The organism is Streptomyces sp. P3 (genome assembly GCF_003032475.1).
GTDB lineage: Bacteria > Actinomycetota > Actinomycetes > Streptomycetales > Streptomycetaceae > Streptomyces.
Map to the genome: position 1 here is coordinate 4,646,692 of NZ_CP028369.1, position 23,257 is coordinate 4,669,948.

Below are 23,257 nucleotides of genomic sequence, written 5' to 3' on the forward strand. Positions count from 1 at the left end.
ACGGTGGTCGGCCGGACGGGGAGGCTCAGTCCACGGGATCGGCGAGCGTGCTCAGCGCCGTCACCGCCCGCCCGGTGATGGCCTCCGGGCTGCCGACGACGTCGACGACGACGCCGGCCTCGTCCGCCTCGAGAGGCTGGAGCGTGGCGAACTGGGAGTCCAGCAGTGCCGTAGGCATGAAGTGACCCCGGCGGTGCGCCATACGGTCCTCGATCAGCGACCGGTCGCCCGCCAGGTGGACGAAGACGACGGCGGGGGCGGCGGCCCTGAGCCGGTCGCGGTACGACCGCTTCAGCGCCGAGCAGCTGACCACGCCGCCGAGCCCGGCCCGCCCGTCCGCCCAGGCGCCGATGGCGTCGAGCCACGGCCACCGGTCGTCGTCGCCGAGCGGGGTGCCGGCCGACATCTTGGCGATGTTGGCCGGCGGGTGGAAGTCGTCGCCCTCGGCGTACGGGACTCCCAGCCGGGCGGCGAGCAGGGGGCCGATGGTGGTCTTGCCCGTGCCGGCGACGCCCATCACCACGACGACGTGCGGGGTACGCATCTCTGCCTCGCTGTCTTCCTCGACATCCGGCGCCGGTGGACGCCGCCGACGACACTGAAACCGATTAGGTAGGACTATTGCAAGACCCTGCACCAAATAAGTCTGACTTTTTGGCTCCGTGATCTACCCCGTACGCTGAGTGCATGACCACTCCGGACCGGGGGCTGCACGGCCGCGTACTGGACGCCCTGGGGCCCGCGATCACGGCGGGCGAGTACCCGCCCGGCAGCGTCCTGCGCACCGACGAGCTGGCCCAGCGTTTCGACGTCTCCCGGTCCGTGATGCGCGAGGCGGTCCGTGTCCTGGAGTCCATGGACCTGGTCGAGTCGCGCCGCCGCGTCGGCGTGACGGTCCGCCCCAGGTCGGCGTGGAACGTCTACGACCCGCAGGTCATCCGCTGGCGGCTGGCCGGCGCCGACCGCCCGCGTCAGCTGCGCTCGCTCACCGTCCTGCGCTCGGCGATCGAGCCGGTCGCGGCGGGTCTGGCCGCACGCCACGCCACGGCGGAGCAGTGCGCCGAGCTCACCGAGTGCGCGCTCGGCATGGTGGCCCACTCACGCGGCCACCGGCTGGAGGGGTACCTGATCCACGACGTGGCCTTCCACCGGGTGATCCTCGCCGCCTCCGGCAACGAGATGTTCGCCCGTCTCGGCGACGTCGTCGCGGAGGTCCTGGCCGGCCGCACCCATCACGAGGTCATGTTCGAGGACCCCGACCCGGCCGCCGTCACCCTGCACGTCCAGGTCGCCGAGGCCGTCCGGGCCGGCGACGCGGCCCGTGCGGAACGCCTCACCCGCGAGATCACCGTCGGCGCCCTCCACGAACTCGACATCCTGGCTCCCTGACGCGGCCGGCGTACGGCGTCACTCCGGGAACTCCCCGTCCACGTACACCCAGGTCCCGTCCACCCGCTCGAAGCGGCTGCGCTCGTGCAGCGAGCCGCCCCGGTACGACGCACGGAACTCCACCGTCCCACTCCGGTGGAACGCGCTCCCGTCGGACACGGAGAGGATCTCCAGGCCCGTCCACCGCGTCCCCGGATCGAGCTCCAGCCGCTCCGGACGCGTCCGCGGATGCCAGGTCCGCAGCAGATAGCCCGCCTCGCCCCTGACGAACGCGCTGTAGCGCGACCGCATCAGCGCCTCGGCGGTCGGCGCGGCCCCTGCGCCCGCGTGGTAGCGGCCGCAGCACCCCTCGTAAGGTGCGGAAAGCCCGCACGGGCAGTCGGTGCCGGAGGCGGGGACAATGGGGACAGCCGCGGAGGCGCGCTGTCGCGGGCGGGCGGGACGTCGGGCCATGCGCACATTGTGCCGGGCGATCCCCGCCCGGCGGACGGCGGGCCGCCCGTCCGGGCCTCTCGAGGTGCCCGGGAGCCCAAGGTGCGACCGCCCCGCGCCGCCCGCCTCGTCACCGGGCCGGCGCCGGTACGGCCCCGCGCTCAGGCCGACGCCGCGCCCCGCTGCGCCGAAGGCGTCGGCAACGGCGGCAGCGCCGTCCCGTACACCCAGGCCGCGAACAGCTCGTCCAGCGGCTCGGACGCGAACCGGGCGGCGTGCGCGGCGAACGTCGCCGTGGTCACCGATCCGCCGCGGTGCACGCCGAGCCAGGCGCGCACCATGTGGAAGAACGCGTCGTCGCCCAGCGCACAGCGCACGGCGTGCACGGCGAGACCGCCGCGCTCGTAGAGCCGGTCGTCGAACATCGACTTGCGCCCCGGATCGGCGAGCCGCAGATCCTGCGGCTGCGTCGCCAGCAACCGGTGTGCGGCGGCGGCGAGTTGCTGCGCGCTGCGGCCGCCCGACCGCTCCGACCACAACCACTCCGCGTACTTCGCGAACCCCTCGTTCAGCCAGATGTGCCGCCAGTCGGCGATCGACACGCTGTTGCCGAACCACTGGTGCGCCAACTCGTGCGCCACCAGCCGCTCCGAACCCCGCGCCCCGTCCACGTGGTTGGCGCCGAACAGCGACAACCCCTGCGCCTCGACGGGGACGTCGAGCTCCTCCTCCGTCACGACCACCGCGTACTCGTCGAACGGGTAGGGACCGAAGAGCTGCTGGAAGAGGTGCATCATGCCGGGCTGGCGAGCGAAGTCCCGCGAGAACTCCGGCAGCAGCCGCGCCGGGATGTGCCCGTGCTGGGGGACGCCGCCGAGCCCCGGGTCGCCCAGCAGGACCGTCTGGTACTTGCCGATCGACAGCCCTATCAGGTAGCTCGACGTCGGCGCCGACTGCTCGTACACCCAGGTGGTCGTCGACGCCTTCGTGGTCCGCGTCAGCAGCCGGCCGCCCGCCACCACCGAGTACGCCGACGGCGTCGTGACCGATATCAGGTACGACGCCTTGTCCGCCGGACGGTCGTTGCACGGGTACCAGGACGGCGCCCCGACCGGCTGGCTCGCCACCAGCGCCCCGTCGTCCAGCTCCTCCCAGCCGAGCCCGCCCCAGGGGCTGCTCACCGGCTTCGGGTTGCCCGACCACTGCACCTCCACCGTGAAGGCGGCCCCGGCGCGGACCGGCTTGGCCGGCCGGACCCGCAGCCGGCCGCCCCGATGCGTGTAGTGCGCCGGACGACCGTCCACCCGGACCCGGCCGATCTTGAAGTCGGCCAGGTTCAGCTGGAACTCGGCCAGCGCCGACCGCCCCGCGATCGCGTTGATCCGCGCCGCGCCCGACAGCCGGTTCGGGCCCGGCCGGTAGTCCAGCGTGAGCTCGTAGCGGTGCACCCGGTACCGGGAGTCACCGTTGGCCGGGAAATACGGGTCCGGCCCGACCGACTGCTGAACTGCCACTTCCGCGTCCGCTCCCTGCCCTGTGCTCGAACCGCCCGTCGCCGGTGCGTCGCCGCGCTCCGGGTCCGAGTGGCCCGTCCTCAGGGACGCCATGCCTCGATCGGGTTGCCGAGCCAGCGGGTGTCGTCCGGGACGGACTCCGCGGCCATGACGAGCGACGCGGGACCCAGGGTCGTCCGGGCCCCGACCGTGCTGCCGGGCAGCACGATCCCGCCAGGGCCCAGCGTGGCACCCTCACGGAGGACCACAGTATCCGTCCGCAAGATCCGGTCGTGGAAGAGGTGAGTCTGCAGCACGCACCCGCGGTTGACCGTCACACCGTCCTCCAGCGTGACCAGGTCCGACTCCGGCAGCCAGTAGCTCTCCACCCACGCGCCCCTGCCGATCCGCGCCCCGAGCCCGCGCAGCCACGCCGTCATCACCGGCGTACCCGGCACGGCCCCGGCCAGCCACGGCACGGCCACCACCTCGACGAACGTGTCCGCCAGCTCGTTGCGCCACACGAACCCGCTCCACAGCGGGTGCTCGCCACTGCGGTGCCGGCCGACCAGCAGCCACTTGGCGACCACCGAGACGAGGGCCGCCGCGGCCCCCGCCCCGAGCAGCACGAGCCCCGACAGCAGCGGCGCCCACGCTCCGAGCGCGCACAGCGCCGCCACCGTCAGCACCGCCAGCCCCGCCGAGCAGAACACCGGCACGATCCGGCACAGCTCCACCAGCGCGCGCGCCCACAACAGCCGCGCGGTCGGCTCGTACGTCCGGCTCCGATCGCTGTCCGTGGTGTTCCGCGGCAGCTTCACCGGCGGCAGCCCCAGATACGAGCTGCCCTTCTTCGCCTTCTTGGGCGTCGCCGACAGCACGCCCACCAGACCGCCGTCCGGCACGCTCCGCCCCGGCGCGGTCATCCCCGAGTTGCCGAGGAACGCCCGCCGCCCGATCTCCGCCCGGCCGATCCGCATCCAGCCGCCGCCGAGCTCGTACGGCGCGGTCAGCGTGTCGTCGGCGAGGAACGCGCCCTCGCCGACCGTGGTCAGACTGGGCAGCGCGAGCACCGTCGAGATCTCGGCGCCCTTGCCGATCCGCATGCCGAGCAGCCGCAGCCACACCGGCGTGACCAGCCCGGCGTACAGCGGGAACAGGGTCTCCCGCGAGCGGTCCATGAGCTGCGTGACCGTCCAGGCCTGCCAGCCCGTCCGGCTGTGTGTGGGGTGCGTGCCCTCCCGCAGACCCAGGCTCAGCAGCCGCACGGCCGCCAGCAGCAGCACCGCGTACGCCAGCCCGAAGGCGAGCGTCGCCGGGACCAGGGCGAGCGCGGCACCCGACAGCGCCGCGGCGAGACCGCCGCCGGGCGGCACGAACAGACCCGCCACCAGCAGCGCCGCCCCGCCGGCCAGCACCGGCAGCGCGGTCAGCGCGAATCCGGTCAGGCCGTACATGAAGCGCCAGTACGTGCCCCGCGCCGGCCGCTCCTTGGGCCAGTTGCGCTTGGCCTTGCCGAGCTTGGCCGCAGGCGCGCCAGCCCAGCGCTGGCCGGTGGGGACCTGACCGGTCACCGCGGAACCCGGCGCCACCTCGGCCCGCTTGCCGACCCGGGCGCCCGGGAACAGCATGCTGCGGGTGCCGACGACCGCGTGCGCACCCACCCTGACCGGGCCGATCTCGAGCCGGTCGCCGTCCAGCCAGTGGCCCGACAGGTCCACCTCGGACTCGACGGCCGCGCCCCGGCCCAGCCTGAGCATGCCGGTGACCGGCGGCAGCGAGTGCAGATCCACGTCCGGCCCGACCTTGGCGCCCAGCGCCCGCGCGTAGCGCTCCAGCCAGGAACCGGTCAGCGAGGTCGCCCCGCTGAACTCGGCGAGCCGCTCCGCCGTCCACAACCGCAGATGGACGCCGCCGCCGCGCGCGTACCGCCCGGGCCGCACCCCGCGCAGCAGCAGCCGCGCACCGCCGGCCGCGATCGCGAGCCGCCCGGGTGGGCTGAACAGCAGCAGCGCACCGCTCACGACCAGCCACCAGGGCGCGGTCGGCAGCCAGGAGTACCTCGGCAACAGGTTGCCCACCAGGGCCAGCGGCACCGTCCAGCGCAGCCCCAGCAGCGTGAACAGCGGGACGAGGAGCAGCAGCTGGACCACCTTGGCGCGCACGGCCACCGGCGCGACGACGCGGGCGGACCCGTCGTCCTGCGCCGACTCCTCCAGGTGGCGGGCCAGCTTGCGCAGCGTGGGCTGCTGGTAGACGTCCAGGACGGCCGCGCTCGGATACCGGGTGCGCAGCCTCGTGGTGAGCTGAGCGGCGGCCAGACTGCTGCCGCCGATCGCGAAGAAGTCGTCGCGGGCGCCGGAGACGGGGATGCCGAGAACCTCCGTCCACTGCTCGGCGAGCCAGGCCTCGGTGCCGTACAGCTGCTCGGTCCTGCCGCCGGTCTCCAGCCCCTCCAGGGGCCAGGGCAGCGCGTTGCGGTCCACCTTGCCGGACGTGCGGGTAGGCAGGTCGTCGACCGGCGCGAGCAGCGGCACCAGGGCCGCGGGCAGCTCGGCGCGCAGCCGCCGTACGGCCGCCGCCTGGTCCCAGCCCTCCTGGACGACGACGTACCCCACGAGAAGCTGGTTGCCGCCGCGGGCGCTGCGCACGGCCGCCGCGGCCCCCGCGACGCCGGGCAGCGCCTGCAGCGCGGCGTCCACCTCGCCCAGTTCGATGCGCCGCCCGCCGAGTTTGATCTGCTCGTCGGCCCGGCCGAGGAAGACGAGTCCGTCGGCGTCCGCGCGCACCAGGTCGCCGCTGCGGTATGCCCGCTCCCAGCCCAGCGACGTGAGCGGCGCGTACTTCTCCGCGTCCTTCTCGGCGTCGAGGTACCGGGCGAGCCCGACCCCGCCGATCACCAGCTGTCCGCTGCCGCCCATCGGCACCGGCTCGCCGGCCTCGTCCACGACGGCCAGCTCCCAGCCCCGCAGCGGCAAGCCGATGCGGACCGGCTCCTCGCCGGACATCAGCGAGGCGCAGGCCACCACCGTCGCCTCGGTCGGCCCGTAGGTGTTCCACACCTCCCTGCCCTCCGTCACCAGCCGCTGCACCAGCTCCGGCGGGCAGGCCTCGCCGCCGAAGATCAGCAGCCGGACGTCGTTCAGGGTCTCGGGTTCCCACAGCGCGGCCAGCGTCGGCACGGTCGAGACCACCGTGATCTCCTGGTCGACCAGCCAGGGCCCGAGGTCGGCGCCGCTGCGGACCTGTGAGCGCGGCACCGGCACCAGACAGGCCCCGTACCGCCAGGCCAGCCACATCTCCTCGCAGGAGGCGTCGAAGGCCACCGACAGCCCTGCCATGACACGGTCGCCGGGTCCGATCGGCTCCTCGGTGAGGAACAGCGCGGCCTCGGCGTCCACGAACGCGGCGGCGCTGCGGTGGCTGACGGCGACGCCCTTGGGCTTCCCCGTCGAGCCGGAGGTGAAGATGATCCAGGCGTCGTGCCCGGTACCGGGGCGGGCGGCGGCCACCCCGGACGCGCCGTGGACGGTGATCTCGTGGCCGGCGCCGACCACCGCCCGCACGTCCGCCTCCCCGAAGACCAGCTCGGCCCGCTCGTCCGGGTCCTCGGCGTCCACCGGAACGTAGGCCGCTCCGGCGGCGAGGACGGCCAGGATCGCCACGTACAGGTCGTTGGTGCCGGAGGGCACGCGCACGCCCACCCGGTCGCCGAGCCCGACCCCGGCGGCGGCGAGCCGGCGCCGGAGGTTCTCCACCTCGACGGCGAGGGCACGGTAGGTCAGGAGCGTGCTGCCGTCGTCCAGGGCGGGCTCGTCCGGGAAGGACCGCACGGAGGCGTCGAAGACGTCGACGAGGGTGCGGGCGGAGGCGGCGGGACCGCCGGAGAAACGGGCGGTGTCACCGAATCGAGCGTGGATCTCTTCGTCGAGCAGGCCGAGAGCGCTGCTCTCGTGAATGGCTGCCATCGGTCCTCGCGTCTCGAACCCGGAAGCCTCCGGGGCGCCGGCGGGCCCGCAGGTCTGCCTGGGGTTGTCCGGTCCAGCTCCATGACAAGCCGGAAATTTTAGTACGAAGCTAGGCTCGTCGGCTTGTGCCGGCCACCTGGGGAGGCTGTCCGGGGCACGGAAGAAGATCGTTCGCAACGCGCTGACCTGCGCGGCATGCACGGCGGAGAGATCTGCCCCACATGGGCGGGAAAAGGTGCACGGACCGGCGGAGACCGGGGGCCGACGAGGGCGTGAACGCGAAGAGGGCGGCCCGGCCATCGGCCGGGACCACCCTCTTCGCTGCTGTGTCCGAGGGGGGACTTGAACCCCCACGCCCGATAAAGGGCACTAGCACCTCAAGCTAGCGCGTCTGCCATTCCGCCACCCGGACAAGGTGTCTGTCGTGCGCGGTTTCCCTCGCGGCGACGTCGTAAACATTACCAGGCTTTCCGGGGTGCCCCGATCACGGTCGGCGGACGGCCGCGGCCGTGCCCGCGTGAACGGCTCGTGACGGGCCGGGACCGGTCTTGGGCGCGGACCCGCGGGCGGGGGAGGATGAGGAGACCCACCAGCAGTGACAGCGGGAGGAAGCAGCGTGAGCGCGACGGACGACCATGCCAGGAGTGTCACCGGCGAGGACGAGGTTGTGGACCTCTGCCGCGACCTGATCCGGATCGACACCAGCAACTACGGCGACCACTCGGGTCCCGGCGAGCGCAAGGCGGCCGAATGGGTCGCGGAGAAGCTTGCCGAGGTGGGCCTCGAGCCCCGGATCTTCGAGTCGCACCCGGGCCGCGCCTCCACCGTGGCCCGGATCGAGGGCGAGGACCCCTCCAGGCCCGCACTGCTCATCCACGGCCACCTCGACGTCGTCCCGGCCAACGCCGCCGACTGGACCCACCACCCCTTCTCCGGCGAGGTCGCGGACGGGTGCGTGTGGGGCCGGGGCGCGGTCGACATGAAGGACATGGACGCGATGACGCTGGCGGTCGTCCGCGACCGGCTGCGCTCCGGGCGCCGCCCGCCCCGCGACATCGTGCTCGCGTTCCTCGCCGACGAGGAGGCCGGCGGCACGTACGGCGCCCGGCACCTGGTCGACCGCCACCCCGACCTGTTCGAGGGCGTCACCGAGGCGATCAGCGAGGTGGGCGGGTTCTCGTTCACCGTGAGCGAGGAGCGGCGGCTCTACCTCGTCCAGACGGCCGAGAAGGGCATGCACTGGATGAAGCTGACCGTGGCCGGCACCGCCGGACACGGCTCGATGATCCACCGGGACAACGCCATCACCGAGCTGTCCGAGGCCGTCGCCCGGCTCGGCCGCCACACCTTCCCGGTGCGGGTCACCAAGACGACCCGGGCCTTCCTCGACGAACTCGGCGACGCGTTGGGCACACCGCTGGACCCCGAGGACATGCAGGCGACGCTGGCCCGGCTCGGCGGCATCGCCAAGCTGATCGGCGCGACGCTCAGCAACACCGCCAACCCCACCCAGCTCGGCGCCGGCTACAAGGTCAACGTCATCCCGGGGGAGGCCACCGCGCACATCGACGGCCGGTTCCTGCCGGGTTACGAGGAGGAGTTCCTCGCCGACCTCGACCGGATCCTCGGCCCGAAGGTGCGCCGCGAGGACGTGCACTCCGACAAGGCCCTGGAGACGTCCTTCGACGGGGCGCTGGTCGAGGCCATGCAGTCCTCGCTGCTCGCCGAGGACCCGACCGCCAAGGCCGTCCCCTACATGCTCTCCGGCGGCACCGACGCCAAGTCCTTCGACGACCTCGGCATCCGCGGATTCGGCTTCGCCCCGCTCAAGCTGCCCCCGGAGCTCGACTTCGCCGGCATGTTCCACGGTGTGGACGAGCGGGTCCCGGTGGACGGCCTGCGTTTCGGTGTGCGGGTGCTCGACCGCTTCATCGACGCGTCCTGAACGTCCGGCCGGAACGAGATCCCACCGGGCTGATGGAATCGGCCGCCTGTGCGGGAGTGACTGGGAAGAGTGAATGCGCCGATAAGCGCGTAGCCCCACTAATTCCGCCTCGTTACTGGTGATGCGATCTGCTGCATGGGGTCGCTTTGCCTACAAGGAGGAATAATGATCAAGAAGGTCGTCGCTGCTGCGGCTGCCACTGGTGGGCTGGTTCTCGCGGGCGCGGGCATGGCCGTCGCCGACGCGGGCGCTCAGGGTGCCGCGGTGCACTCCCCGGGCGTCCTGTCCGGCAACGTCGTTCAGGTTCCCGTGCATGTCCCGGTGAACGTCTGCGGCAACACGATCTCGGCGATCGGGCTGCTGAACCCCGCCTTCGGCAACACCTGCGTCAACAAGTGACGTCGACCCGCTGAGGGGTCGTCCACGCCGTCGGCCCCGGAGCGCACGCCATGTGCTCCGGGGCCGACCGGTCTTTTCCCGAAGGGAAAGCCGAGAAGTCAGTAGAGCCCGATGACATCGAACAGCTGCACTGATGCGAGCGATTCGGAGCGATTCGGGAAACAGGCGAGATCGAAAGCAGGGATTCAGCAATGCGACAGGCCACCCGCAAAAGCCTCATGACCGTGGCGGCCGCGACGGGGGTGATCGCTGCCGCCGGCGGCTACGCCCACGCCGACTCCGGCGCGTACGGCGCCGCCACCGACTCGCCCGGCGTCCTGTCGGGCAACTCGGTACAGGCGCCGGTCAACGTGCCCGTCAACGTCTGCGGCAACACCGTGGACCTCATCGGGGTGCTCAACCCGACCTTCGGCAACTCGTGCGCCAACAAGGGCGGCGGCGGGATGTCCCGCGGCTACGGCGACCACCAGGGTCGCGGCGGCAGCCAGGCCGGCCACCACGGCGGCCACCACGACGGCGGTTACGGCGGCGGTTACGGCGGCGGTCAGCACGCCGGCTCCGGCGCCCACGGGGACTCCGGGGGCGCCCAGGCGGGCGGCCACACCGGCGGGTCGCCGGGCGTCGGTTCGGGCAACCACGTCCAGGCGCCCGTCGACGTGCCGGTGAACGTGTGCGGCAACAGCGTGGACGCCGTCGGCATCCTCAACCCGTCGATGGGCAACGACTGCGCCAACGGCAGCGGCCCGCGGCGGCCCCCGTCCCGCGGCCACGAGACGCCGGGCAGGCCCGGACACCACACCCCCGGCAAGCCCGGCGAGTCCACCCCGTCCGCACCCGAGGCGCCGTCCACCCCGGGTCACGCGACGCCGGTCGGCGACTCCTCCGTGCACGGCCCCGCAGCCCACGCGCCGCAGCTCGCGCACACCGGAAGCGAGCTGCCGATCGGCCTCGCGGTGCCGGCCGGCGCGGGCGCACTGCTCGCGGGCGCGTTGCTCTACCGCAAGGCGCGCCCCTCGGCGTGAGACGTCCCGGCCCTCACGACGGAGCGGGCCCCGCCCAGGCGGGGCCCGCTCCGTTTCGTCGTCTCACCTCACCACGTGGCGCGCACCTGACGAATGATCCGCCGGCGCAACCGCACCCTGCGACTGCCGTCGCGCAGCAGGCTCAGGCGGTCCAACTCCCAGTGTCCGTACTCGGCATGGTCGGTCAGCAGTCGTGTCGCCTCCTTGCGGGAGACCCCGCGCGGTACGTACACGTCGACAAATTCGTATTCCGGCATCGCATCTATTGTGCGGGCTGGGGCCCGGTACGGATAGCGTCTGCACTATGTCTGATGCTGCGCAGCCCACCGCTGCCGAGGTACGCGCCGCCGCCGAGGCGGTCAAGACCGCGCTCGACCGCCACCTGGCCGCGGTCGAACGCAGGACGGGAGAGGACGACCCGGCCGTCTACGAGGCGTTCAACGAGCTGGCCGCGGCCGCCGAGGTCTACGACGAACTGCTCTACGACCGTTACGACGAGGTCACGCCCTTCGAGATCCCCGGTGCGGAGGACTCCCTGCCGCCGTACGAGGGTCCCGAGGAGCCCAACGCCCTGAGCGTGCTGATCCGACGCGACTACGCCGTCGCGGAGCCGCAGCGGTTGATGGCGCAGGCGCAGCGGGTGGAGGCGGCGGAGGACGAGGGAACGGGCGCCGAGGTCTCGGCCACCGTGCACGGGGCGCTGGGCATCCTGTTCGGCGAGTTCGAACCGGACGAGATCGCCTCCCGGCACAAGGAGTTCGGTCTCGAGGAGGCCGACTCGACGCTGTGGGTGCTGGCCGCCGAGGACCCGGCCGACCCGGGGGAGTGGCTGGAGACGCCGTTCGACCAGCCCGACCCGGGGCGCGTGATCTGCCGCTTCGACGTCAGCTCGGTCTTCGACGACCTCGACGACGACGCCGACGACGATCTCGTGGACGGGATCGAGGAGGAGCTGGAGACGCTCGACACGGATCGCTGACCGGCACCAGGCTGCTTCCGTGAACCACCGACGGCGGCGGTCGCGCAGGGGAGACCCTGCGCGACCGCCGCCGTCCGCGTCAGACCGGGGCCTGCTCGGCGGCCGCCGGGACCTGGGTGCGCAGCAGCACCGGCAGCCGGGTGGTCCGAGGCTTCGCCGGGACCTCTGCGACGGCCTGCGGAAGGGCCTGCTCGACGCCGTGCACCACGGACAGATGGCGCTCCGCCCGGCCGAAGGCCGTGTACACCCAGGGGCGGGAGAGGGCCCGCGCGGCATCTCCGGGCAGTACCACGACCGCCGCGGGCCAGCGGCTGCCCACCGCCTGGTGCGCGGTCAGCGCCCACCCGTGGCGCACGGCCCGCTCCACCCGCTCTCTCGGAACGACCACGGAGCCCTCGGCGCAGGAAAGGTGCAGCCCCTCCGCGTCGGCCGTCACCACCCGGCCCGGCACCGTGCGGCCCGGCTCGGGGGAGTAGGCGACCCGGTCGTCGGGGTCGAAGCCGCCGAAGCGGCCGGGGCCCGGATTGAGCCGCTCCTTCAGGGCGGCGTTGAGCGCGCGCGTGCCGGCCGCGCCGCCGTGGCCCGGAGTGATCACGACGGCCTCCTCGGGCGCGACCCCGAAGGCCCGCGGCACCGACTCGGCCAGCAGTTGCACGGTCCGGTGCACGGCGTCTTCGGCGTCCCGCACCGGCACGACGACGATTTCCCTGCCGGGCGCGTCGACCTGGTTGAGCTCACCGATGCCGACGCCCGAGACGAGCTCGCCGATCGGACCCGGATCGGGGGTCCGTGAGGCGATCTGCGGACTGACGCGCGCCGCGAGCAGGTCGGCGAAGACCCGCCCCGGGCCCGCGGACCAGAGCACCCCCGGATCCCCGCTGAGCACCAGCCGGGCCCCGTCCGGCAGCGACTCCGTCAGCATCGCCGCGCTCTCCACGTCGAGTTGCGGCGCGTCGAGCAGGACCAGCAGGTCGAGGGCGAAGGCGCCCTCGGCGTCCCGGCCGGGTCCCTCGGCGCCCGAGAGCAGACCGCGGACGGTCACGACCGCGCTGTCGGCGCCTCTCCCCGCGCCGCCCTCCTCGCCGAGGAGGGCCGCGAGGCGACGCCGTCCGTCGGGCGTGTGGCAGGCCGCGACCGCGCGCAGACCCAGCGCCCGGGCCGCGGTGAGCAGGGCGGCCGGTTCGGCGCGGGCGGCCTCCCCGCCGGTGTGCAGCACCAGACCGTTTCCGGCGACGGCGCGGATCAGCTCGGCCGTGCCGCCGGTCGCGGCGGCCGCCGCCGGCTCCCACGCCGCGGCGGAGTCCTTCGCGGGCGAGTTCACCACGCGGGCCAGCGCGTCGGCGAGGCTCTCCTCCGCGAGCGCGTATCGCTCCAGTCCGACCAGGACTCGGACCGGCCGGCTCTCCTCGCCCGCCTCGCCCTCGTCGGCGTGCGTCCCCGGCCCCGGAGCCGTCGCCGAGGCCGGCCGGCCGGCGCCCGGCTCGTCCAGGAAGTCCTGGAAGGCGAGGGCCTCGCCCTCGTCCAGCGTGTTCTGTACGGCCGTCTCCGCGTCCGGTACGGACTGGCGGCCGAGGGCCGTGGTGAGCGTCGGCAGGTCGAGGGCGGTGTGGCCGGCCAGGGCGGCCTGCTCCAGGAGCCACACGGTGACCGCGCGACCGCGCCGCTCGTCGTCGGGGGAGCAGTCCGGGCCGAGCAGCGCCCGCGCGAAGCCGTCGGCCTGCTCGGGGCGCACACCGGCCACGCGCAGGAGCTGCCACGGGTCCTCGCGCAGTTGATGCCCGGCGCCTTCGCCGAGTGCTGCGGCCGTCTGTGGGGCGAGCGCCTCGGGCGCACCGCCGTCGGCCAGTACGCGCCGCACGTCCTCGACGGTGTCCGGTGCCGGCGCCGCCGGTCCGGTGACCTCGGCGGGAACCTGGTGCGGGCGGCGCACCGGCTCCGCGGCGGCACGGCGCGGGGCGGCTTGCGGGGCGTCGAACACGGTGGCCGGGGGTTTCGCGCCGCCTTCCACGGCGCGCACGGCCGCCAGCAGGTCGGCGGCCTTCCCGCTCAGCTTGGCCCCGGCGGTGATGGGCGCGGCCTTCTCGGCCTTCCGCCGTTCGATCCGCTCCCGTTCGAGCTTCTGCGCCGCCAGCTCGGCCTGGGCCTCGGAGACCTGCGCGGCCGCTTCCGCGTCACCGATGTCCGCGGTCCCCGACGCCGTGGCCGCGCCGTCCGCCCCTTCGTCCACGGTCCCGCGGGCAGTCCCGTCGGCAGCAGCCTCCGCGCCGTCGGGCTCCGCACCTTCGGGCTCCGTGTCCTCCGGCTCCTGGCCGGCCGCCTCGTCGGCGGCCGAGGCGTCGTCGGCGGCTGCGGACGGTTGCGCCGTCCCGGCATCGTCCGGTGTCGCGGGGCGCCCCGTGCTCCGCGGCGTCCCCGGTCCGGTGTTCTCCGTCGTGTCCCGGGGCTCCGGCTCCGTGCTCACAGCGTGCTCCAGTCGTGATCGGGATAGCGGTGCACGGGCGCCGACACATCGTCCAGCGCCCGGCAGATCTCGTCAGGAAGACTAAGCGCCTCCACTGACAAAGCCGCCGTGAGCTGCTGCGCGTTGCGCGCGCCGACGATCGGGGCGGCCACCCCGGGACGGTCGCGGACCCAGGCGAGGGCGACCTGCAGCGGTGTCACCGCCAGCCCGTCCGCGGCGGTGGACACGGCGTCCACGATGCGGCTCGCGGTGTCGTCGAGGTACGGCTCGACGAAGAGCCCGAAGTGGTCGGAGGCGCCCCGCGAGTCCGGTGGCAGGGCGTCGCCGCGGTACTTGCCGGTCAGCACGCCGCGGCCCAGCGGGGAGGAGGGCAGCAGACCGATGCCCAGGTCCAGCGCGGCCGGCAGCACCTCGCGCTCGATGCCGCGCTGCAGCAGCGAGTACTCCATCTGCGTCGCCGCGAGCCGCGTCCGCGTGCCGGGAGCGGAGAGCTGCCAGGTGGCTGCCTTGGCGAGCTGCCAGCCGCAGTAGTTGGAGACCCCGGCGTAGCGGGCACGACCGCTGGCGACGGCGATGTCGAGGGCCTGCAGCGTCTCCTCCAGCGGGGTGTCCGGGTCGAAGGCGTGCACCTGCCACAGGTCGACGTGGTCCGTGCCGAGCCGGGCCAGCGAGGCGTCGAGGGCGGCGAGGAGGTGGCCGCGCGAACCGTCGAAGCGGCGGTCCGGGTCGGGCACGCTGCCCGCCTTGGTGGAGATGATCAGATCCCGGCGCGGCACCAGACCGTCCAGGAGCCTCCCGAGCAGGTACTCGGCGTCCCCGTCCCCGTACACGTCGGCCGTGTCGACGAGGGTCCCGCCCGCCTCCCAGAACGTCTTCATGACGTCCGCGGCGTCGTGCTCGTCGGTGTCGCGGCCCCAGGTCAGGGTGCCGAGCCCGATACGGGACACGCGCAGGCCGGTGCGGCCGAGATGCCTCTGCTCCATGGACGCCGAGATTACTGGCCAGAACTGGGCAGTGGGTTGCCTGTGGACAACCGGAGTCTCCGCGCCGGGCGGCCGGGTTCCGCGCAGGCCGCGGCCTGCGGCGCGCTCCGGGAGGCCCGGGCCGTCAGGCACCGCGCTAAGGTCTGCGGAACAGCGTCGTTACTGATGAGTAAGGGGATCGGTCATGCAGCTCGGGATCAACCTCGGCTACTGGGGTGCCGGAATGGACGGCGACAACCTCGCCGTCGCCCAGGAGGCCGACCGCCTCGGGTACGCCGTCTGCTGGGCCGCCGAGGCCTACGGATCGGACGCGGCCACCGTGCTCACCTGGGTCGCCGCGCAGACCGAGCGGATCGACGTCGGCTCGGCCATCTTCCAGATCCCGGCACGCCAGCCCGCGATGACCGCGATGACCGCCGCCACCCTCGACTCCCTCTCCGGCGGCCGTTTCCGCCTGGGCCTCGGCGTCTCCGGCCCGCAGGTCTCCGAGGGCTGGTACGGCGTCAAGTTCGACAGGCCGCTGTCCCGCACGCGCGAGTACGTCGAGATCGTCCGCAAGGCCATGACGCGCGAGCGCCTGTCGTACGAGGGAGCGCACTGGACGCTGCCGCTGCCCGGCGGGCCGGGCAAGCCGATCAAGCTGACCGTGCACCCGGAGCGCGAGCACATCCCGCTGTACATCGCGGCGATCGGTCCGAAGAACCTGGAGCAGACCGGCGAGATCGCGGACGGGGCGCTGCTGATCTTCCCGTCCGCCGACCACATCGAGGACACCGCGATCACTTACCTGCGGGCCGGCCGCGAGAAGGCCGGCAAGACCCTCGACGGCTTCGACGTGTGTCCGACGCTGCCGCTCGCGCTCGGCGAGGACAAGGACGTCGAGCGGCTCGCCGACACCTTCCGCCCCTACACCGCGCTGTACGTCGGCGGCATGGGCAGCCGTAAGCAGAACTTCTACAACCAGCTCGCCCAGCGCATGGGCTACGAACAGGCTGCGGCCGAGATCCAGGACAAGTACCTGGCCGGCGACAAGCAGGGCGCTGCGGCCGCCGTCCCGCACCAGCTGATCGACCAGACGACCCTGCTGGGCTCGGTGGAGCGGATCGCCGACCGTATGAAGGCCTATGCGGCGGCCGGCGTCACCACCCTCACCCTGGCCCCCGCCGGGTTCACCCTGGAGGAGCGCCTCGCCTCGCTGCGGGCGGGCACCCAGGCTCTGGAACTCGCCGGTCTGGGATAGCCGGGGGAAGGTCTGCGGCCGTGGTGGGGGCTCGGGGGTCTTCCCCGCCACGGCCGTCACGGGGAACAACGCGCCGCACGCCGCGCGGTTACGCTCCCGCGCCGGACTTCCGGGATCCCCCGTTCGGCGGAGCCGTCCGGCACAGCTGTTGCACCGTCGTCGCCACCGCACTTGACTCGTTCCTCACGGAATGCCACGGAATCGCGTGTCATGCGGAGAGGTGATCGACGAGTGCTTTCGGCCAAGAGTCTGTTCCAGGAGATCATCGACAACGACGAGTCCTTCGCGCTGTTCTGTTCCATCGCCGCCGGGGGCGAGTCGCAGGGCGGCTGGGAGAACGCCCGGATCGCGGCGCTCGTTCCGCGGAGCGAACGCGACCTCGCCCCCAGGATCGCCCGCCACGGCGCCGACGAGGACAAGCACGGGCGGATCTTCGGCGCACTGATGAGCAAGCGCGGCCTGGCTCCCGTCCCCGTACCGCCGGAGACCGACTACACGATGCTCCTGGAGCGGGGCGGCATCGGTCTCGCCCACGACCGCCTCACCGCCGACAAGCCGCTGAGCGTGCCCGACATCGTCACCTACCTCGCCCACAGCCGGGTCACCGAACAGCGCGCCTCCGAGCAGATGGAACTGCTGCGCAGGCACTTCGCCGACCACCCCGACATCGGCCGCGCCGTGAAGATGATCTCGAACGACGAGGACAACCACCTCGCCTACTGCCACGAGGAACTGCTCCGCTTCGCCCGCGCGGGCCACGGCCGGGTCATCCAGCGCACCCTGCGGGCCTGCGCGCTCGCCGAGATCCGCGTCTACCGGGACGTCAGCCTCGCGGTCATGGACCACATGGGCCGGCTCCTGGGCTGGCCGAGGGCGAAGTCGGCCGTCCTCGCGGCCGGCATCCACGCGGTGTACGCGTGGGAGCGGGTCGCCGGCTGGCGGCGCATGGTGTCCCTGGAGATGCCCGAGCGCCGTGACGCGCTCGGCGGCCCGGCGACCACCGCCGCAGAGTTCGCCTGAGCCGGCCGCGCGCCTCGGACCGGCCGCCGGCCCTGAGCCGGCCGCGCGCCTCGGAGCGGCCGCCGGCCCTGAGCCGGCCGCGGGCAGGCCGGACGGCCGCGCCTACAGCCAGCCGCGCCGTTTGAACAGCCGGTACAGCAGCACCTCGAGCACGCCCATCACCGCGACGACCGCCGGATACGACCACACCCAGCGCAGTTCCGGCATGTGCTCGAAGTTCATGCCGTAGATCCCGGCGATCATCGTGGGGACGGCGGCCATCGCGGCCCACGCCGAGATCTTCCGCATGTCGTCGTTCTGCCGCACGCTCATCTGCGCCAGATGCGCCGACAGGATGTCCGTCACCAGCCGGTCCAGGCCCTCCACGGACTCGTTCACGCGCGTGAGGTGGTCGTGCACGTCCCGGAAGAAGGGCCGCGCCCTGTCGTTCACGAACGGCACGCCCGAACCGTACGCGCCGGTGCCGGCCAGCCTGCTCAGCGGCGGCCCCAGGGGGCCGGTCGCCCGGCGGAACTCCAGGATCTGCCGTTTGAAGGTGTAGATCCGCGACGCGGTGTTGCGTGAACCGCCCCCGTCGGGCGAGAACACCTCCGTCTCCAGCTCCTCCAGGTCGGTCTGCAGTTCGGTCGCCACGTCCAGGTAGTGGTCCACGGTGGCGTCGGCGATCGCGTACACCACCGACGTCGGCCCCTTGGCGAGCAGTTCCGGCTCGTCCTCCAGCCGGCGGCGCACGGCGGCCAGCGGGGCGCCGTCGCCGTGCCGGACGGTCACCAGGAACGAGTCGCCGAGGAACACCATCACCTCGCCGGAGGAGACGGTGTCGCTCTCGGGCTCGTAGACGACCGGCTTGAACACCAGGAACAGCGAGTCGTCGTAGACCTCCAGCTTGGGCCGCTGATGGGCCTTCAACGCGTCCTCGACGGCCAGCGGGTGCAGCCCGAACTCCTGGGTGACGTGGTCGAACTCCTTCTCGGTCGGCTCGTGCAGCCCGATCCACACGAACCCGCCCGCGGAACGCGCCTCGTCCACGGCGTCCGAGAAGTCCTGCGGGCCCTCTGCTCGGCGCCCGTCACGGTAGATGGCACAGTCGACGATCACGCGTCGGATTCTCCCCTCGCACCCTCACCGGCACACGCGCGCGTGCGCCTACCCTGGGCCGCATGCCCACGTTGATCCTCGTCCGGCACGGCCGGTCCACCGCCAACACCTCCGCCGTGCTCGCCGGCTGGACACCGGGAGTCTCCCTCGACGAGCGCGGCACCGCACAGGCCGCCGCGCTGCCCGCGAGGCTCGAGGCGCTGCCCCTCGCGGAGGTCGTCGCGAGTCCCCTGCAGCGCTGCCAGGAGACGATCCGGCCCCTCCTCGACGCCCGCCCCGGCCTGCGCGCGCACACCGACGAGCGGATCGGGGAGTGCCACTACGGCGACTGGTCCGGCCGCAAGCTCGCCGAGCTGATGGACGAGCCGCTGATGGAGGTCGTGCAGACGCACCCCTCTGCCGCCGCCTTCCCCGGCGGGGAGTCCCTGCGGGCCATGCAGACCCGCGCCGCGGAGGCGGTCCGCGAGTGGAACGCGCGCGTGGAACGCGACCACGGCGCCGACGCCGTCTACCTGATGTGCTCGCACGGCGACATCATCAAGTCGCTCGTGGCGGACGCCCTCGGACTTCATCTCGACCTCTTCCAGCGGATCTCCGTCGAACCGTGTTCCGTCACCGCGATCCGTTACACCCGGCTGCGCCCCTTCCTCGTACGCCTCGGCGACACCGGCGACCTCGCCTCCCTCGCCCCCCGCGAGGAGCCGCCGACCGGGGACGCCACGGTCGGGGGCGGTGCGGGCGCACCGTGATCGTCGGCCGCAGTAGGGTGAAGCGGTTCGCGTAGGCGCGCCTACCCGCACGGACGAGCCTCATCCGTCCCCCGATCCACGACGACCCTCGATTCCCATGGAGATCAGGACGTGTCCCGTCAGGTGTTCCTCTACGACCCCCCGGACCGCTTCGTGGCCGGTACGGTCGGACTGCCCGGGCGCCGTACTTTCTTCCTCCAGGCCACCGCCGGTACCCGGGTGACCAGCGTGGCGCTGGAGAAGACCCAGGTCGCCGCACTCGCCGAGCGGATGGACGAACTGCTCGACGAGGTCGTCCGGCGCAGCGGCGGCAGCGCCGCGGTACCCGCCGTGTCGCCCGCCGAGAACACCGACACGGCGCCCCTCGACACCCCGATCGAGGAGGAGTTCCGGGTCGGCACGATGGCCCTCGCCTGGGACGGCGAGGAGCAGCGCATGATCGTCGAGGCGCAGGCTCTCGTGGAACTCGAGGCGGACTCCGAGGAGGACCTCGCGGAGGCCGAGGAGAAACTCCTGCAGGACGAGGAGAACGGGCCGCCGATGCTGCGCGTCCGGCTCAGCGGCTCCCAGGCCAGGGCCTTCGCCAAACGCGCCCTCGACGTCGTCAACGCCGGCCGCCCGCCGTGCCCGCTGTGCAGTCTGCCGCTCGACCCGGAAGGACATGTATGTCCGCGCCAGAACGGATACCGCCGGGGGGCGTGACGACCACCGACCCCGCCACCGCCGCACTCCTCGCGCATGGTGAGCTCACCGTCCGCGGACGCATCCGTGAGGCCTCGAACGCGGCGCTGTACTGCACGATCGCCCACGAGGGCCGGGAGGCCGCCTGTGTCTACAAGCCCGTCGCCGGCGAGCGGCCGCTGTGGGACTTCCCCGACGGCACCCTCGCCGGGCGCGAGGCGGCCGCCTACGAGGTCTCCGAGGCCACCGGCTGGGGCCTCGTGCCGCCGACCGTCCTGCGGGAGGGACCGTACGGCGAGGGCATGTGCCAGCTGTGGATCGAGACGGCCCCCGAGGCCGAGCTGCTCGCCCTCGTCGAGGCGGAGGAACCCGGGCCCGGCTGGAAGGCCGTCGGGTTCGCCGAGGTCGGCGAGGGGCGCACCGCGCTCCTGGTGCACGCCGACGACGAGCGGCTCAGGCGGCTGGCCGTCCTCGACGCGGTGATCAACAACGCCGACCGCAAGGGCGGCCATCTGCTGCCCACCGCGGACGGCCGGCTCTACGGCATCGACCACGGCGTCGCCTTCAACGCCGAGAACAAGCTGCGCACCCTGCTGTGGGGCTGGGCGGGGGAGCCGCTGACCGGCGAGGCCGTGGAGGTGCTCAAGAGCCTCAAGGGCGCCCTGGAACCGGGCGGGCGGCTGACGGCCGCCCTGACCGCGCTGATCACCCCCGCCGAAATCGACGCCACGCGCGCGCGTACCGAGGCGCTGCTGGAGTCGGGCACCCACCCGGAGCCGTCCGGTGAGTGGCCGGCGATCCCCTGGCCTCCCGTGTAGCCGTCCCCGGCCTCCCGTGCAGCCGTCCCCGGCCCTCGGGGGCGTCCTCCCGGAGCGCTCTCGCGGGCACGTCGGCCGGGATCGCACAAGAACGCCTTCCCGGCCATCCGGCCCGCTCCGGTTCGTACCCGCAACTTCCGTCCGGTTAGGCTCATGACATGCATGCCTGGCCCGCTTCCGAGGTCCCCGCCCTGCCTGGTCAGGGCCGCGACCTGAGGATCCACGACACCGCGACCGGCGGTCTGGTCTCCCTCGACCCCGGTCCCGTCGCCCGTATCTACGTCTGCGGCATCACGCCGTACGACGCGACCCACATCGGTCACGCGGCGACCTACAACGCGTTCGACCTCGTTCAGCGCGTGTGGCTCGACACCAAGCGGCAGGTCCACTACGTCCAGAACGTGACCGACGTCGACGATCCGCTGCTGGAGCGAGCCGAGCGCGACGGCGTCGACTGGGTCGCCCTGGCCGAGAAGGAGACGGCCCTCTTCCGCGAGGACATGACCGCCCTGCGGATGCTCCCGCCGCGGGACTACATAGGCGCCGTCGAGGCGATACCCGGGATCGTCCCGCTCGTCGAGCGCCTGCGGGACGCGGGCGCCGCCTACGAACTCGAGGGCGACGTCTACTTCTCCGTCGAGTCCGACCCGCACTTCGGCCGGGTCTCGAACCTGGACGCGGCGGCCATGCGGCTGCTGTCCGCCGAGCGCGGCGGCGACCCGGACCGCCCGGGCAAGAAGAACCCGCTCGACCCGATGCTGTGGATGGCCGCCCGCGAGGGCGAGCCCAGCTGGGACGGCGGCTCGCTCGGCCGGGGCCGCCCCGGCTGGCACATCGAGTGCGTGGCCATCGCGCTGGACCACCTCGGGATGGGCTTCGACGTGCAGGGCGGCGGCTCGGACCTCGCCTTCCCGCACCACGAGATGGGCGCCTCCCACGCCCAGGCGCTGACCGGCGAGTTCCCGATGGCCAAGGCGTACGTCCACGCCGGCATGGTCGCCCTCGACGGCGAGAAGATGTCGAAGTCCCGCGGCAACCTCGTCTTCGTCTCCCGGCTGCGGCAGGACGGCGTCGACCCCGCGGCGATCCGGCTCACCCTTCTCGCCCACCACTACCGTGCCGACTGGGAGTGGACCGACCAGGTCCTGGCGGACGCCGAGGCCCGGCTCGGCCGCTGGCGCGCCGCGGTCTCCCGGCCCGACGGGCCGCCCGCCGAGGCTCTCGTCGACGAGGTCCGGGCAGCCCTCGCCGACGACCTCGACGCCCCCGCCGCGCTGGCCGCCGTCGACCGCTGGGCCGCGCTCCAGCAGGAGCGGGGCGGCACCGACATCGGCGCACCCGGAGTCGTGTCCCGTGCGGTGGACGCCCTGCTGGGCGTGGCGCTGTAACCGTACGGACGGCGCCGTCACCCACGGGAGCGGCGACGGGGGCGGTGCGCACCGGCGCACCGCCCCCGTCCTGTCCGCCGGCATGGCCGGCCGACTGTTTTCCGCTGTTTCCGCCGCTTTTCAGTCCTCCGACGAATCGCCGTCCTCGGCGGCCTCCTCGCTCGGCTTGTCGCCGGCGGCCTCCTCGCTCGGCTTCGGGGGCCGCGGGGGACGGGTCCGCTCCCCGGGGCCGGGCGGGCCGCCGCCGTCCCGCCGCCGCAGATAGCGCTCGAACTCGCGGGCGATCGCCTCGCCCGACGCCTCCGGCAGCTCGGCCGTGTCCCGGGCCTCCTCCAGCGTCTGGACGTACTCGGCGACCTCGGTGTCCTCGGCGGCCAGCTGGTCCACGCCCACCTGCCAGGCACGCGCGTCCTCGGGCAGCTCGCCCAGCGGGATGCGGACGTCGATCAGGTCCTCCAGGCGGTTGAGGAGGGCCAGCGTCGCCTTCGGGTTCGGCGGCTGCGAGACGTAGTGCGGCACGGCCGCCCAGAGGCTCACCGCGGGTACTCCCGCGTGCGTGCACGCCTCCTGGAGGACGCCGACGATGCCCGTGGGGCCCTCGTACTTCGTCTCCTCCAGGTCCATCCGCCGCGCCAGGTCCGCGTCGGACGTCGTCCCGCTGATCGGCACCGGACGCGTGTGCGGGGTGTCGCCGAGCAGGGCGCCCAGGATGACCACCAGCTCCACGCCCAACTCGTGCGCGAAGCCGAGCAGTTCGTTGCAGAACGAGCGCCAGCGCATCGACGGCTCGATGCCCCGTACCAGCACCAGGTCACGCGGCTTGTCGCCGCCGACCCGCACCACGGACAGTCGCGTCGTCGGCCAGGTGATCTTGCGCACGCCCCCGTCCAGCCACACCGTGGGACGGTTCACCTGGAAGTCGTAGTAGTCCTCGGCGTCCAGCGCCGCGAACACCTCGCCCTTCCACTCCCGCTCCAGATGCGCGACCGCGGTGGAGGCGGCGTCGCCGGCGTCGTTCCAGCCCTCGAACGCGGCCACCATGACCGGGTCGATCAGCTCGGGAACCCCCTCGAGCTCGATCACCCAGCGCCTCCTTCCGACGTGCCCTCGCTTGACCACCCAACCTTACGGCGTTCCGCGCAGGCGCCCGCAGCCCCCTTGCACGGGGGAGTGAACGGATCACTGCCCCGTT

Annotated in this window: 20 protein-coding genes and 1 tRNA gene; 11 read left to right on the forward strand and 10 right to left on the reverse strand. The window is 73.2% G+C overall.

What is annotated here, in order from left to right; all coding sequences use genetic code 11:
* Positions 1-25: 25 nt before the first annotated feature.
* Positions 26-544, reverse strand: a complete 519-nt coding sequence (locus tag C6376_RS20925) for a gluconokinase (RefSeq protein ID WP_107444839.1) — start codon at positions 542-544, stop codon at positions 26-28.
* 143 nt (positions 545-687) lie between these two features.
* Between C6376_RS20925 and C6376_RS20930 the strand changes: the two genes are divergently transcribed.
* A complete protein-coding gene (locus tag C6376_RS20930; RefSeq protein ID WP_107444840.1) occupies positions 688-1,389 on the forward strand; it encodes a FadR/GntR family transcriptional regulator in 702 nt (233 codons plus the stop codon).
* A gap of 18 nt (positions 1,390-1,407) precedes the next feature.
* On the opposite strand, the gene C6376_RS20935 is transcribed toward C6376_RS20930, so the two are convergent.
* The 4 genes from C6376_RS20935 to C6376_RS20950 all read right to left on the reverse strand — a co-directional run bounded on the left by C6376_RS20935 (position 1,408) and on the right by C6376_RS20950 (position 7,694).
* Positions 1,408-1,842, reverse strand: a complete 435-nt coding sequence (locus C6376_RS20935; RefSeq protein WP_159083232.1) for a YchJ family protein — start codon at positions 1,840-1,842, stop codon at positions 1,408-1,410.
* Positions 1,843-1,982: 140 nt separating this feature from the next.
* The gene (locus tag C6376_RS20940; protein ID WP_107449085.1) at positions 1,983-3,335 is read right to left on the reverse strand and encodes a M1 family metallopeptidase; all 1,353 of its coding nucleotides are present in this window, start codon (positions 3,333-3,335) and stop codon (positions 1,983-1,985) included.
* 80 nt (positions 3,336-3,415) lie between these two features.
* The gene (locus C6376_RS20945) at positions 3,416-7,282 is read right to left on the reverse strand and encodes a Pls/PosA family non-ribosomal peptide synthetase (protein WP_107444841.1); all 3,867 of its coding nucleotides are present in this window, start codon (positions 7,280-7,282) and stop codon (positions 3,416-3,418) included.
* 327 nt (positions 7,283-7,609) lie between these two features.
* Positions 7,610-7,694, reverse strand: a tRNA-Leu gene (locus C6376_RS20950).
* A gap of 204 nt (positions 7,695-7,898) precedes the next feature.
* Here C6376_RS20950 and C6376_RS20955 point away from each other — a divergent pair.
* From C6376_RS20955 to C6376_RS20965, 3 genes are all read left to right on the forward strand, one after another.
* Complete coding sequence (locus C6376_RS20955; protein ID WP_107444842.1) at positions 7,899-9,227, forward strand: M20/M25/M40 family metallo-hydrolase; 1,329 nt, start codon at positions 7,899-7,901, stop codon at positions 9,225-9,227.
* A gap of 165 nt (positions 9,228-9,392) precedes the next feature.
* Entirely contained in the window at positions 9,393-9,626 is a 234-nt protein-coding gene (gene chpH, locus C6376_RS20960) for a chaplin ChpH (protein ID WP_107444843.1), read from the forward strand.
* A 191-nt stretch (positions 9,627-9,817) separates the two neighbouring features.
* Positions 9,818-10,648: a chaplin gene (locus C6376_RS20965; protein WP_107444844.1), complete on the forward strand. Its 831-nt coding sequence runs from the start codon at positions 9,818-9,820 to the stop codon at positions 10,646-10,648.
* A gap of 68 nt (positions 10,649-10,716) precedes the next feature.
* Here the strand turns inward: C6376_RS20965 and C6376_RS20970 are convergent, their stop codons facing one another.
* A complete protein-coding gene (locus tag C6376_RS20970; protein WP_014671721.1) occupies positions 10,717-10,905 on the reverse strand; it encodes a DUF5703 family protein in 189 nt (62 codons plus the stop codon).
* Between the two features lie 47 nt (positions 10,906-10,952).
* Here C6376_RS20970 and C6376_RS20975 point away from each other — a divergent pair, with 47 nt between their 5' ends.
* Positions 10,953-11,627, forward strand: a complete 675-nt coding sequence (locus C6376_RS20975; protein WP_107444845.1) for a hypothetical protein — start codon at positions 10,953-10,955, stop codon at positions 11,625-11,627.
* A gap of 79 nt (positions 11,628-11,706) precedes the next feature.
* On the opposite strand, the gene C6376_RS20980 is transcribed toward C6376_RS20975, so the two are convergent.
* Both C6376_RS20980 and C6376_RS20985 read right to left on the reverse strand, forming a co-directional pair.
* A complete protein-coding gene (locus C6376_RS20980; protein WP_107444846.1) occupies positions 11,707-14,088 on the reverse strand; it encodes a helix-hairpin-helix domain-containing protein in 2,382 nt (793 codons plus the stop codon).
* On the reverse strand, positions 14,085-15,071 hold the full coding sequence (locus tag C6376_RS20985) for an aldo/keto reductase (protein ID WP_107444847.1): 987 nt from the start codon (positions 15,069-15,071) through the stop codon (positions 14,085-14,087). The genes C6376_RS20980 and C6376_RS20985 overlap by 4 nt, the downstream gene beginning before the upstream one ends.
* Before the next feature lie 184 nt (positions 15,072-15,255).
* Here C6376_RS20985 and C6376_RS20990 point away from each other — a divergent pair, with 184 nt between their 5' ends.
* Positions 15,256-16,311, forward strand: coding sequence for an LLM class F420-dependent oxidoreductase (locus C6376_RS20990; RefSeq protein WP_107444848.1), 1,056 nt, complete (start codon positions 15,256-15,258; stop codon positions 16,309-16,311).
* Between the two features lie 231 nt (positions 16,312-16,542).
* Entirely contained in the window at positions 16,543-17,331 is a 789-nt protein-coding gene (locus tag C6376_RS20995; protein ID WP_107444849.1) for a hypothetical protein, read from the forward strand.
* A gap of 102 nt (positions 17,332-17,433) precedes the next feature.
* Here C6376_RS20995 and corA read toward each other — a convergent pair whose 3' ends face one another.
* Positions 17,434-18,429: a magnesium/cobalt transporter CorA gene (gene corA, locus C6376_RS21000; RefSeq protein ID WP_173985696.1), complete on the reverse strand. Its 996-nt coding sequence runs from the start codon at positions 18,427-18,429 to the stop codon at positions 17,434-17,436.
* A gap of 62 nt (positions 18,430-18,491) precedes the next feature.
* Here corA and C6376_RS21005 point away from each other — a divergent pair, with 62 nt between their 5' ends.
* From C6376_RS21005 to mshC, 4 genes are all read left to right on the forward strand, one after another.
* Positions 18,492-19,178 (forward strand): histidine phosphatase family protein, encoded by a 687-nt coding sequence (locus tag C6376_RS21005; RefSeq protein ID WP_107444851.1) that lies wholly within the window; start codon positions 18,492-18,494, stop codon positions 19,176-19,178.
* Between the two features lie 111 nt (positions 19,179-19,289).
* Positions 19,290-19,880, forward strand: a complete 591-nt coding sequence (locus C6376_RS21010; RefSeq protein WP_057579653.1) for a DUF3090 domain-containing protein — start codon at positions 19,290-19,292, stop codon at positions 19,878-19,880.
* Positions 19,877-20,677 carry an SCO1664 family protein gene (locus C6376_RS21015; protein ID WP_107444852.1) on the forward strand — a complete coding sequence of 267 codons (801 nt, stop codon included), beginning with the start codon at positions 19,877-19,879 and terminating at the stop codon, positions 20,675-20,677. Before C6376_RS21010 ends, C6376_RS21015 begins: the two co-directional genes overlap by 4 nt.
* 158 nt (positions 20,678-20,835) lie before the next feature.
* A complete protein-coding gene (mshC, locus tag C6376_RS21020; protein WP_107444853.1) occupies positions 20,836-22,065 on the forward strand; it encodes a cysteine--1-D-myo-inosityl 2-amino-2-deoxy-alpha-D-glucopyranoside ligase in 1,230 nt (409 codons plus the stop codon).
* Positions 22,066-22,185: 120 nt separating this feature from the next.
* Here the strand turns inward: mshC and C6376_RS21025 are convergent, their stop codons facing one another.
* Positions 22,186-23,148 (reverse strand): PAC2 family protein, encoded by a 963-nt coding sequence (locus C6376_RS21025; protein ID WP_107444854.1) that lies wholly within the window; start codon positions 23,146-23,148, stop codon positions 22,186-22,188.
* Positions 23,149-23,257: the final 109 nt, after the last annotated feature.

What these genes read in the sequence shown, in the direction of transcription:
- C6376_RS20925 (WP_107444839.1), bottom strand. Translation starts at nt 544, where the DNA reads ATGCGTACCCCGCACGTCGTCGTGGTGATGGGCGTCGCCGGCACGGGC.
- C6376_RS20930 (WP_107444840.1), top strand. Translation starts at nt 688, where the DNA reads ATGACCACTCCGGACCGGGGGCTGCACGGCCGCGTACTGGACGCCCTG.
- C6376_RS20935 (WP_159083232.1), bottom strand. Translation starts at nt 1,842, where the DNA reads ATGGCCCGACGTCCCGCCCGCCCGCGACAGCGCGCCTCCGCGGCTGTC.
- C6376_RS20945 (WP_107444841.1), bottom strand. Translation starts at nt 7,282, where the DNA reads ATGGCAGCCATTCACGAGAGCAGCGCTCTCGGCCTGCTCGACGAAGAG.
- chpH (WP_107444843.1), top strand. Translation starts at nt 9,393, where the DNA reads ATGATCAAGAAGGTCGTCGCTGCTGCGGCTGCCACTGGTGGGCTGGTT.
- C6376_RS20965 (WP_107444844.1), top strand. Translation starts at nt 9,818, where the DNA reads ATGCGACAGGCCACCCGCAAAAGCCTCATGACCGTGGCGGCCGCGACG.
- C6376_RS20970 (WP_014671721.1), bottom strand. Translation starts at nt 10,905, where the DNA reads ATGCCGGAATACGAATTTGTCGACGTGTACGTACCGCGCGGGGTCTCC.
- C6376_RS20975 (WP_107444845.1), top strand. Translation starts at nt 10,953, where the DNA reads ATGTCTGATGCTGCGCAGCCCACCGCTGCCGAGGTACGCGCCGCCGCC.
- C6376_RS20985 (WP_107444847.1), bottom strand. Translation starts at nt 15,071, where the DNA reads ATGGAGCAGAGGCATCTCGGCCGCACCGGCCTGCGCGTGTCCCGTATC.
- C6376_RS20990 (WP_107444848.1), top strand. Translation starts at nt 15,256, where the DNA reads ATGCAGCTCGGGATCAACCTCGGCTACTGGGGTGCCGGAATGGACGGC.
- C6376_RS21005 (WP_107444851.1), top strand. Translation starts at nt 18,492, where the DNA reads ATGCCCACGTTGATCCTCGTCCGGCACGGCCGGTCCACCGCCAACACC.
- mshC (WP_107444853.1), top strand. Translation starts at nt 20,836, where the DNA reads ATGCATGCCTGGCCCGCTTCCGAGGTCCCCGCCCTGCCTGGTCAGGGC.